Below are 10,596 nucleotides of genomic sequence, written 5' to 3' on the forward strand. Positions count from 1 at the left end.
AATCACTTCCTTTCAGTAGAAGAGGGGGGAAAATAAAAAAGCCACTCAGCTATTGAGCGACTTTACTTCCTTTGCGTATTGCTATTTCCATAATCCCTTGCCAAATTTCAACATTCGATAAAGCTTCCTTAACTTTTTGATCATCTTGTTTAAATCCTTTAGTGTTTTGTAACCCAGTATCAGTTTTACTTGGTAAGAACTCTATTTTAGTTATGGGGTTAGAAAAATCATCAAGTTTTAACTTCAGATCAATCTTTCTAAAATATTTGGATTCAGCTCTGTCAGAAGATAATCCTCCAACAAGAGCCCCAATACCTCCTGCAGCAAGTCCTCCGATAACGGCTCCAGCCATTTGACTACCTCTAGAAACTCTTGTTATAGATTGATCGTCAATAGCTATCTCAGCTTCGATTATCTTGCTAAATGGGATTGATTTTTCTTCAATTGTCAATATTTCATTGAAATGATGCATAACAAACTTATTTTCTGATTCAACTAAAGTCAGTTTTTTATTTTTATCTGGGGTTAGATATGACTTATAATCCTTTGAGTAATTTCCTGCGGAAATTATTATCTCTAAATTTTGTTTTTCTATTTCCTTTCGTTTGTCTACTCCAAAATCCCCTAAAATAAAGAAAGCAGCTATTATTAACAAAACAATTATTGCCCATATCATACAATCACCACCGGCATCATTTCCCTACATTATAACACGGTTACCAAAGTAGGGCAGAGGGGCTGTTTTTCTTCTCTAATCTTATTCTCTTGTAACCCTAAATAATAATTCTTTAAAAATATGTTTCCTTCTATCCAAAAAGCCTGTTGTTAATATAGACATGATAAAAATTGCTCCTAAGAGTGCAGCGCCCAATCCATCCCCAAATACATTCTTAAATATCAGGGTATTCCAGAAAATACGATTGTGATTACGGATAAGCTCTTAGCGATATCAAATACATTATTTATTCTTGACATTCGTACAATAGCTGCGGTTAAGTCATTATGGCTTAGGATAATAAGACTTCAATTTTGAAATTTTAAGAGGATGCTTGCTGTCCATTAGGGGAAAACTCTGTTCTTATAAATTTAATCAGCTTTATATTTAATTCATTATTTAACATTTTCAACACCTCTTCTTACTATCGGCAAACATGGTAAAAGAATTGAATACTCTAAGTGGAAATTATTTTCCGTATTAAAATTAAGTTACTTATCTGATTTAAGTTGTTCAAGCAAGTCTTTAAAATAAGCTGCTGTATTTGAGATTTTAATATCCTTCCTGGCAGAGTTATACAATACTTTACAAATTATCATAGCGACAATACCATACAATAAAAAATTTATATAGTTTTCGTCTGAAATTTTTGCAAGGTTTATTTTAAATAAGATTTGTAATACAACAAGAACTGTACCAATAAACACCGCACCAACAGTCCATAATTTAGTGTGATCGAATTTTCTTTGAATTCTAGCCTGTCTGGCTATAGCTGCTGATAAGTCCGTTTTTGATAATGATTTCAGCGTTTCAATTTTCTTTTGGTGAAGTTCATGGTTATATTTTACTTCTTCAGGAAATTCTTTTTTAATAAATTCTATGAGTTCTGAACTTTTTAACTTAATTAAACTCTCTTCTAAATATCTTTTATAATATTCTTCAGTGTTCAAGACATTCACCTCAAGGTGATTATCGGACAAAAATGGAAAATTTTAAAGGGGGAAAAAGGTTTGTAAAATTCAATTTCACTCAAAATCAAAACCCCTCTAGAAAAGGGGTCTTGATTTTGATTAAAAGAGGGGAGTATTAGGAGAATATTTTGTTCTTTTCTTCTTCAAATTCCCTGAGATCATAGTGTGCAATAGTGTTGATACATCTTCGTGGTGAGCAAGATACTTTGAAACGAGTTTTAAATCTACTCCACTTTCAAGAAGATAAGTTACACAGGAGGCTTTAAATATATGAGGATTGACTCTTCGTTGGAGAATATCGCTTAAAACATTTGAACAAAAATAATCAGCCCATGATTTTGAAGCTTGTCTAACTTCACCACCGTATTTAGTTGAAAATATGTACTCTGATTCATAGCCTCTCTTCTCAACCCATAATCGCATGTATTTTAATGCCTCAAGATTAATCATATAAGGCTCAACTTTCCCATCATCACCTTGTCCTTTTAGGCGCACGTTATGACTGTATACAAACGTTTTACCATCAGGTATTAGATAATCAATTATTTCGGTTTTGAATTGTATAATTTCACTTCTTCTAGCTCCAACATTAAAAGCTGTTGCAAGCCAGGCCATACCTAAATAATTCTCGTCCTTTTCAATTACATCCATCATATCTTTGTACTCATCAAAAGTAATTTTCACTTTGTCATATACTTTGTTTTTGGGGATAGGAGGGAGCCCACGAGTTAAATTCCTAAAACTACGGTATTCTTTGAAATCCTCGTCATCAGCAATTACATTCTCGATGTAGTTAAACATGGATGAAACACAAGCTTTTTTAAAACTTTGTGCAGAGGAGGAGAGTTTCCGATTATCACGAAGGTAGCTTAAATAGCGAAGAATATCTCTTTTGGTAAGCTTATATAAAGGTTTGTTATTCATTGATTGATATACATAATATCCAAACTGTCTTAGTCCAGATTGATATTGTTTCTTTGTTGCAGGACTAAAGTTTTGAACAGTAATGAACTCATCAACAATATTTCTTAATTCATCGTTTACGTGTTGCCACATTTCATCTGTGATTTCAGGAAGTTTTTTAGCCCTATCCCGTAACATGTTTTTCTTAATTTTGACCATTAATTCACCACCATTAGTCTGCTTTAATTCCGTCTGCTTTTAAATCTCTTTTTAATGCCTCTGCTAATCGTCCATCTTTTAGAGTCTCGGCAGTATTCTTCATAACAGGACGAGGTTTACCGTAGCCATAACCATATGAATCAGGGTATGTATAACCCTGTCCGGTTTCAATAACTGTAGCAACATCTTTCCCGTCATCTTCTCTAACATTGTCCAAGGATACCCCGTTACTTTCATTGATGGTTGTAAAAGCGTCTTTAAGCTTTCCTGTACGTTCATAGAGTAGGGGGTTATAGGTGCCACGTTGATATGGAATCACTAAAGGAGGAAGCACGATGAACGAAAATAACCCATGAAGAAGTGATTGAGGATTCAACTAATGAAGAAGAAATGGTGCTGATCATTGACGGGAGCTTGTTGTGAAAATAAAAAAGAGGGAAGATTCCCTCTTTAAAAGTCAGCACTCATACAGGTGTTGAGTACCAACAACGTTCAAATGCACCATACCAAATACCTGAGTAAGATTCCGCACCTTTTAAGTACCAATTATAGGTGCCGTCGTTATAAATAGCCGGTATTGCATTTCTAGAAGAGTATGGGCCAAATATTTCTGAAATACAATGCTTCCATGTTTCATTAGGGCTAGCAGCTTCTGCTTGAGCAGTAAAAAAAGCAGATGAAGAAACTAACAAAGCGAGTGATAGAACTGAACTTGCAATTACTTTTTTAATTTGCATGATTGACGCTCCTTTTCGTTTGAGATAATAGTCTTATAAGTTTAATAATACTATATATTCAAATATAATCCATGTAAAAATTTATTTAACTTATATGGGGATTAGTAGCGGAAGAAGATAAGGAGGGCGCGGAGTGATGGAGAAAAAAGATAACAACGAATTGAAACTCCGAATGATTACGCCGGATGGAAAATCATTTCCGGTTAATTCTGCACTTATTGAAAATTGGGATAATGCTATTTGGAAAGCATTTGATGAACAGAAACAGGTTTTCGATGCAGAGATTAAAAAGGCATTTGAACACTGTAACGTACCACTGGAGGAAACGATTAAACGGGCAGAATTAGTCATAGATAAGGACGACAACACTGTTCTGACAATAGACAAACTACCGGTTTTAATCTCATATAAACCTGAATTTTTATATTCGGAAGGAAAAGCAGTACAGAGATTCAAACGACTTTATGAGGAGGATGCAGAGTGAGTAAGTTAAATGGATTGATTACAGATAAATACGGTGATGCATTGAATAGAAATGGTTTTTGTAGAACCACTGAAGCGAATTCACACTCTAGGATGATTACGGCAGATTTCACATTAAACAGAAGTCAACTACCGTTTTTAAAAGATATTGTAAAAGACTTAGAGGAGGGTGCGGAGTGATGGCATATGATAAAGAAGTGATTGAGATCAGATACAAAACAGTTGTGATTTGCGATAAATGCAGAAAAGAGAAGGTTTTGGGTATAGGAAAACCTTTAACATGGGAAGACCACATGAATGGCGCTTAGCATCACGGTTACACATTCACAGAGAAAGGAAACGGATTTGAAAATCTATGCCCTAAATGTCAGAAGGAGGGCGGGGCTGATTTGAGGTTACAGTTAAGATAAAAGATGCATTTTATTTAGTTGTACTAGGATAGGTAGGCTCCTAAATGACTTGTTAAAATATGGTTAGTTAAGTAAAATTATGTATATGTTTAATTTTTAGAGGAGGGCTTTTGATGAGTGAGAAAAGGTTAAAAGTTGAGAATTTGGTAAGAGAGGAACTTAAAAAAACTTTTGGAGAAAGATATAGTGAAGTACATATTGAAGGGATTGTTATGCAAATTTCCAATGGCATTGAATCAGAATATAATTTAAATTCATTAGATAGGAATGGGGAAGTTTTGCTTACCGAAATTAGATCACGGATAGAAAAATATAAAAATATGGTTAATTAACTAAACTACGTGGAGGGTAAAGTTAATTGGAATCTATATGGGTTATTATTTCAGAGAGTGGTATTGTCAGAAGGAAATATGGTTGGTATGAAACAAAAGAAGAATGCGAGAATAAATGCCGAGAATTAAGTAAAGAAAAATCAGCATGTTTCCTCCCATTTGAACTCAAAAGAGCATAAAGAAAGGAATGAAAAAATGAGCAAGGAAGTTAAACATGTAGAAATCCCATTAAGAATTTGGATATCTGACAATGAAAATGAGAAAAGAATTGAACTAGGATGTCTAAATGAGTTTAGATCCTCATTAACTCAAAAGCAACATAAATGCCTATATAATCACCTTAGAAGAATACTTCAAGAAAACAATAAGATTTAAAGAGTATAATTCTTGCAGTCGATTATATGTTGATCGATTGCAAAATTTTTAAAGATAAAAATAAAATATATAAATTTAGAATAAATCGAGATAAAAGTGAAATTTTAATTAGAACAGGAGAGAAATCATGAGTATTACAAAATTAGAGCAAAAGCTACTTGAAAGAAAGGCAGAAGAATTTAACAAAGAAGTTGACAAAGGTGTAGAAATTATTATTAATGCCATCCAGACACTTTTTGATGTAGGCAGTAAAACAAGTCCGACTCGTGAAATGGTTGGATTCAAAGATAACCATGTTTCGGATATTCAGAAGTACTTGAAGCAAAAGCTTGATGTGAGAACAGTATACCGAGCAGGTGAGCTAATCACTGTAAAAAATGCTTCGAGAGGCCACAGAGCTACCGGCTATATTTGCAGAGGCGCTACTTGAGCAAGCTACTACTGAATTCTTTGCAAAGTTGAAAGATGTGGAAGATGTATTAGACGGTATTTAATTAAAATTGAAGTTTTAATCAAATACATATGAATAATCAATCCAGAAATAAGGAAAATTAACTAAAAAATTGTGAGGAACATTCAATGAAACGATTTATTTTAGTTTTATCCTTATTGAGTATTATTGTTGCCTATCCCATTCAAACAAACGCCAGTCCAATGCCTTGCAGTGTAATACTGGAACCGGTAGATAAAAATTTTAAAAATGCTAAAGGTGTAGCGTTAATCTATAAGGTGCAATTGAACCCACCGAGTGCTGCCAGAACCAATATAAGCATTCTTGCTGTCCATCTTCCTGCTCCTTCTTCTTTTGGAACTTACGACAGTTACGAAGGATTTGCTACTAAACCTGGTGAGATTAGTTGGCGGTTTAAACTTTATCCTACTCCTGAGGAAGAGAGCCCTAGTTGGGCGGGAAGATTTGACTTAATTACAGCCGAAATGAAGAATGTTAAAGTTCAAGTACGTCTTTCTAATTCTAGAACTCAACAGTTGGGGCCAAGTGTATTAACGAATAATATTCAATCTTGTGATTAGAAGTTATTTGAGGGCACAACAGTGAAAATAAATTTGGATTGGGTTGAAGTGGATGATTAAATCGATTATTTTGCCTGAAGAGAATACAAAAATAACTGTCGGAAAACCAATAAGCGAAGAATCGATAATGAGCATTGTCGCTGCGGTAATGTATTGGTTCTGGGACTCCACATTCCTTTGTTTAACTTAAATCACGTATTTTACAACGTTCACAACAAGTATAAAGGCCGCTGATCCGAACAACAAATACCCTGACCTTGTTTGTTTATTTGAAAGTGATTCCACTCCCACTAAAACAAAGAGAAGTGCAACTAATACTTGGAGAGAAATCAAGAGGAATTCACTTTGACTATATAGAGAATACACACATAGTATCAAAGCTGCACATGAAATAAAAATTTTTGAAGCTTTAAGCAAAGAACCACTCCTAATGAAGTTTTTATTAAACCTTAACACGTTATATATTATTGGAGAGGCAAAGGGATCAAGATAACGAAGTATTTTAAACAAATTTAAAACAAAAAGAGCATTAAATTACATGCTCTTTTTTTCAATTTCCCCGCATCAGATCCGACCGTCTCATTTGCTCAAGCCGGGTTCCTGATTGAAGCTGTATGAAATAGTTTCAAATTATTTTTTGGATTGATGTATTTGTCGTTTTCGGTTTTATAAAAAACGCTGTATAGAAATCTTTCATTTTCTCTAAAGGCTTTGGAAATTGTTATTACTAAATACCACTCCTGAGAAATGTATATACATTCACACTTTCTGTCGTGAAAATTTAAATGTATTCATAAAGATGCCGCAGCATATCATCAGTGCGCCGATGATGATGTTTATGGTGATCTGTTCGTGCAATTGCAGCCATCCAAAGAATAGAGCCAATACGGGAACGAACATTAGTGCCATGGATGCTTTTGACGCTTCGATTTGATTGAGTACCCAAAACCATACGACAAATGTAAAGCCGGTGGAAAGCAAACCATTAAACACCAATGACCATATCGCCTGATATGTCCACTCGGCTGAATGCACCGGTTCCAATATAAAGGAGAAAACCAATAACATGACGGCTCCCATCAGAAGATGCCAGGCATTCATATGAATGATATCGATATGCTTGAATTGAAGCTTGCTAAACACATTTGCGATTCCCCAGCTAAGCGCTGCCGCAAGGACGCATAGTTCTCCAAATAAAGCGCTTTGATTGACATGCAGCATTTCTTTTCCAAATATAAATAAAAGTCCGAAGAAGCCGCTTATCAGCCCGATCGTTTTATACACATTCATTTTTTCGTTTAATGTAAAATGGCTGATCACCGTAACAAATATAGGCATCGTATACACCAAAACAGAGGTTTTTCCTGAATCAACAAATTGCATTCCATACGTTAAGATCCCCATATAACCCAGACCCATTAGCAGGCTCATGATGATATAGCTTTTGACATGTGCTTTTCCTATTGAAAGTTTCTTTCTTTGAATGAAGAGAATGAGAAATAAAGGAACCGCCCCGATGAACAGGCGCAAAGCCGAAAACAAAAGCGGGGGGAGGTCATGAATTCCAACTTTCATCGCTACCCAAGTATAGCCCCAAATAAGTGTGACAGATATGATTCCCAGCATGACTTTTACCATTATAAAGCCGCCTTTCTTGTTTATATATTCGTGCTGGTTTCTATCATATGTTACATTTATATATAACTGAAATACATTTTTATTATTGGGGGTATAACCAAATGGTTATGAATATGAACCACCTTCACATATTTGTAAAAGTCGGGGAGAAATTGAATATTACCGAAGCGGCAAAAGAATTGTTCATCTCTCAGCCAGCGGTTAGCAAAGCGATTAAAAATCTGGAAAGCTCGCTGCAGCTGAAATTATTGATCAGAGATAAACATCATGGTTTAATGCTGACTGATGTCGGAAAGGAAATTTTGCTGCTGGCGAGGCAAATGAAGGGGATTGAAAGCAAAATATATCAAGTAGCCAACCGGGAAAACAAGCTGTTAAGCGGGAAGGTGAAAATCGGTTCATTTCCTGCTGTTTCAACAAATATCATGCCGCAGGCGATTGCGGCATTCAGATCAAACTACCCGCTGATCCGCATAGAATTGGTCGAAGGGACCTCTGATCAAATCAAAGGATGGGTCGAGGATCGAACGGTTGATATTGGGGTCGCAGCATCTCCATTTGAACCGTTTGACCATCAACTATTGTGCAAAGACTATATGGTGGCTGTCATCCCACCGCAATATGACGAATTAAAACAGGAAAAGCATGTTGACCTCAAAACATATCAAGATGACCTTATTTTTTGCAAAGGCGGTCATGAAATTGCGATGTCAAACACGTTTCAGCGGCACCACATTGAATTAAAGGAAAACTTAACTGTGCAAAATGCCGAAACCTTGATCAATATGGTCAAAAACAACTTGGGCATAGGCATTATTTCAAACTTTACACTGTCATCTGTCCCGCATCAATTGATCAAAAAAGACATCTTTCCGCGGATCACCCGTGATATTGGCGTTATCGCGCATTCTTTTGATGAAATAACGCCGGCGGCGCAAGAGTTTATCAAGGTGTTGAAAGCAGATGTGATTTAAATCCGTACACAAAAAAACATAAGGCGGTCAATCATAAGAAAAAAGCAACAATTCGAACGTTGCTTTTCCCATCACCTTATTGAAACTTTGTGCCCATGGATAAATATGATTATGATTGGAAAAGCCTTTTTTAAAATCAAAAAGCTGTTAAGCTGGGTTAATTATAATCCAGCTTTAAAATTGACATAAGAAGGATGAGTCTATGCCAAACATTATTTTCAAAGAACAAGATAAAGTATGGTCTGCAGATCAAAAAATGTGGTATAAACGTATGCTTGATGTAGCAGATGAGATTATTAATATTGAAGAATTAGATAAATATAAAGTTAGTGGAGATGAACCAGGAGAGTTTTCACCAGCTAAGATGCAAAAACGAAATGAATACATGATTGATCACAGTGAAGCAATAGTAGCTGTTTATGATGGAACTAAAAGTGACACAAGGACTGCTTAAATTATGCCCAAAGAGCTCATTTAGGGCATCAACTATGGAGGCTTCATCCCGATTATATCTTTGAATTGGATATATCTTATACATCTTAATAACCCAGCGGGAGGTAATAAAGCATTGAATCCTTTTAACTACAGATCTGAACAGAGAGGATATGAGCAAAAATACTATGGGGGTTATTGTAATCAAGTGAGAAACCTTGGTTTAGTACCTATCCCATTTCACAGGTTTCAGGACTTTTTAAGAGAAAGCTACTATTCAACAAGAACAAAGAAGGAAAGAATGAGATTTCTAATTAAGATCACAGAATCACAATAAAAGGATTATTTTATCTAGAGAGGACTGGACAAAATAATCAATAATAATACTCTATCGTAAGTTCATATTTGAATAACATTGAATCTAAAAAGGGAGCTAGAAGCCCCCAATTGCGATCTTATATTCGTACACCTTCATAGTGCCCAATCCAATATCCATCTGAAACTTTCGTAATACCTTTTAAATACCAGCGATATCCGCCGTCTTCAAATGAGTTGGCAAAAATACCTGTACTGCTAGGTAAATCCCAAGTGATAGCTTGAGCTTTAAAATCATCACTTGCAACATTAGCTATTCCCTGATCCGGGCTTGGGCTTGTACTTGCAGCGAATGCTGGAGATGCTGAAACAAGTAAACCTACAGATAATGCAATACCTGTTAATGCTTTTTTGTAACTCATGTAAATCCCCCATTCTTATAATTTTTTCTTTCAATTACATTATATGGTTTTGGCTGATAGGGAAATAGCGAAATCACTCCCATATATATGGAAATTGTGTGTCGGTTAATGTCGTGATAGATGAGAAGGCAAATGGAGGATTATAGGATGGAATCATAAAAAATATAGAATAAAAATAAAATAAGTGGAGGTTATATTAGTGATAAAGAGGAATCTTCTTAGAAACCACGTTGATGAGATTATCGGAGAATATTACGCTGCTAAAGGACATTCAGTTCAGAGTATTGATCGCCAAGAAAATGGTCAACTAATTGTTGTTACGCAGCGAGCAGCTAAAGAACAGAAACAAGAAAAAGTCGATGTTGCATTTGATTTTGTACATAGAAGACAGCATAAAAAGAAATGCCTTTCTTAAAACAAGACAAAAGGAGCTAAAAAGCCCCTACCTTTAAATTTAAACAACTTTTGTATAAATAGCCGTATAAAACTGAATTGAGTAATCGAAATAATATCTTGTAAGAGTATAAGTATATCCGTTGTATTCAATAGAAGGCTTGAAGTTTGGTATTGGGCTAAGCTGATATATGGTGTCATAATCATATTCATCACTTTTTACTACCACTTCAGACGAAGAACTT

General features: G+C 35.1%; 15 protein-coding genes and 4 pseudogenes. 10 read left to right on the top strand and 9 right to left on the bottom strand.

Annotated elements, in window-relative coordinates; translation table 11 throughout:
- Positions 1–49: 49 nt before the first annotated feature.
- From CJU60_RS12005 to CJU60_RS12025, 5 genes and pseudogenes are all read right to left on the bottom strand, one after another.
- The gene (locus CJU60_RS12005) at positions 50–676 is read right to left on the bottom strand and encodes a hypothetical protein (RefSeq protein ID WP_095713887.1); all 627 of its coding nucleotides are present in this window, start codon (positions 674–676) and stop codon (positions 50–52) included.
- A 530-nt stretch (positions 677–1,206) separates the two neighbouring features.
- Positions 1,207–1,665, bottom strand: a complete 459-nt coding sequence (locus CJU60_RS12010) for a hypothetical protein (RefSeq protein WP_095713888.1) — start codon at positions 1,663–1,665, stop codon at positions 1,207–1,209.
- A 136-nt stretch (positions 1,666–1,801) separates the two neighbouring features.
- Positions 1,802–2,808: pseudogene (locus CJU60_RS12015) on the bottom strand (tyrosine-type recombinase/integrase).
- 13 nt (positions 2,809–2,821) lie between these two features.
- Positions 2,822–3,109 (bottom strand): annotated as a pseudogene (locus CJU60_RS12020) (hypothetical protein); the annotation flags it as partial.
- Between the two features lie 163 nt (positions 3,110–3,272).
- Positions 3,273–3,545, bottom strand: coding sequence for a hypothetical protein (locus CJU60_RS12025; RefSeq protein WP_095713889.1), 273 nt, complete (start codon positions 3,543–3,545; stop codon positions 3,273–3,275).
- Between the two features lie 133 nt (positions 3,546–3,678).
- Between CJU60_RS12025 and CJU60_RS12030 the strand changes: the two genes are divergently transcribed.
- The 7 genes and pseudogenes from CJU60_RS12030 to CJU60_RS22185 all read left to right on the top strand — a co-directional run.
- The gene (locus tag CJU60_RS12030) at positions 3,679–4,029 is read left to right on the top strand and encodes a hypothetical protein (protein WP_095713890.1); all 351 of its coding nucleotides are present in this window, start codon (positions 3,679–3,681) and stop codon (positions 4,027–4,029) included.
- On the top strand, positions 4,026–4,208 hold the full coding sequence (locus CJU60_RS12035) for a hypothetical protein (protein ID WP_095713891.1): 183 nt from the start codon (positions 4,026–4,028) through the stop codon (positions 4,206–4,208). Before CJU60_RS12030 ends, CJU60_RS12035 begins: the two co-directional genes overlap by 4 nt.
- Positions 4,208–4,336 (top strand): hypothetical protein, encoded by a 129-nt coding sequence (locus CJU60_RS21835; protein WP_255238339.1) that lies wholly within the window; start codon positions 4,208–4,210, stop codon positions 4,334–4,336. The genes CJU60_RS12035 and CJU60_RS21835 overlap by 1 nt, the downstream gene beginning before the upstream one ends.
- 215 nt (positions 4,337–4,551) lie before the next feature.
- Positions 4,552–4,770, top strand: coding sequence for a hypothetical protein (locus CJU60_RS12040; protein WP_095713892.1), 219 nt, complete (start codon positions 4,552–4,554; stop codon positions 4,768–4,770).
- Positions 4,771–5,272: 502 nt separating this feature from the next.
- Positions 5,273–5,575, top strand: a complete 303-nt coding sequence (locus CJU60_RS12045) for a hypothetical protein (RefSeq protein WP_255238340.1) — start codon at positions 5,273–5,275, stop codon at positions 5,573–5,575.
- A 149-nt stretch (positions 5,576–5,724) separates the two neighbouring features.
- On the top strand, positions 5,725–6,177 hold the full coding sequence (locus CJU60_RS12050) for a YoqH family protein (RefSeq protein WP_024121513.1): 453 nt from the start codon (positions 5,725–5,727) through the stop codon (positions 6,175–6,177).
- A 52-nt stretch (positions 6,178–6,229) separates the two neighbouring features.
- Positions 6,230–6,331: pseudogene (locus CJU60_RS22185) on the top strand (hypothetical protein); the annotation flags it as partial.
- 32 nt (positions 6,332–6,363) lie between these two features.
- On the opposite strand, the gene CJU60_RS21840 reads toward CJU60_RS22185, so the two are convergent.
- Both CJU60_RS21840 and CJU60_RS12060 read right to left on the bottom strand, forming a co-directional pair.
- Positions 6,364–6,594, bottom strand: a complete 231-nt coding sequence (locus tag CJU60_RS21840; protein ID WP_024121514.1) for a membrane protein — start codon at positions 6,592–6,594, stop codon at positions 6,364–6,366.
- A 342-nt stretch (positions 6,595–6,936) separates the two neighbouring features.
- On the bottom strand, positions 6,937–7,815 hold the full coding sequence (locus CJU60_RS12060; RefSeq protein WP_095713893.1) for a DMT family transporter: 879 nt from the start codon (positions 7,813–7,815) through the stop codon (positions 6,937–6,939).
- A gap of 101 nt (positions 7,816–7,916) precedes the next feature.
- On the opposite strand from CJU60_RS12060, the gene CJU60_RS12065 reads away from it, so the two are divergent.
- Positions 7,917–8,789: a LysR family transcriptional regulator gene (locus tag CJU60_RS12065; protein ID WP_024121516.1), complete on the top strand. Its 873-nt coding sequence runs from the start codon at positions 7,917–7,919 to the stop codon at positions 8,787–8,789.
- Positions 8,790–8,994: 205 nt separating this feature from the next.
- Positions 8,995–9,332: pseudogene (locus CJU60_RS12070) on the top strand (SLOG family protein); the annotation flags it as partial.
- Between the two features lie 344 nt (positions 9,333–9,676).
- Here CJU60_RS12070 and CJU60_RS12075 read toward each other — a convergent pair.
- A complete protein-coding gene (locus CJU60_RS12075) occupies positions 9,677–9,958 on the bottom strand; it encodes an LCI fold-containing protein (protein ID WP_024121518.1) in 282 nt (93 codons plus the stop codon).
- Between the two features lie 193 nt (positions 9,959–10,151).
- On the opposite strand from CJU60_RS12075, the gene CJU60_RS12080 reads away from it, so the two are divergent.
- Positions 10,152–10,373, top strand: a complete 222-nt coding sequence (locus CJU60_RS12080) for a hypothetical protein (protein WP_095713895.1) — start codon at positions 10,152–10,154, stop codon at positions 10,371–10,373.
- A 39-nt stretch (positions 10,374–10,412) separates the two neighbouring features.
- Here the strand turns inward: CJU60_RS12080 and CJU60_RS12085 are convergent.
- On the bottom strand, positions 10,413–10,596 hold a 184-nt coding region (locus CJU60_RS12085; protein ID WP_095713896.1), incomplete at its 5' end, for a hypothetical protein.

Source organism: Bacillus sp. 7705b, assembly GCF_002289525.1.
In the GTDB taxonomy this organism is placed as follows: Bacteria; Bacillota; Bacilli; order Bacillales; family Bacillaceae; genus Bacillus; species Bacillus halotolerans.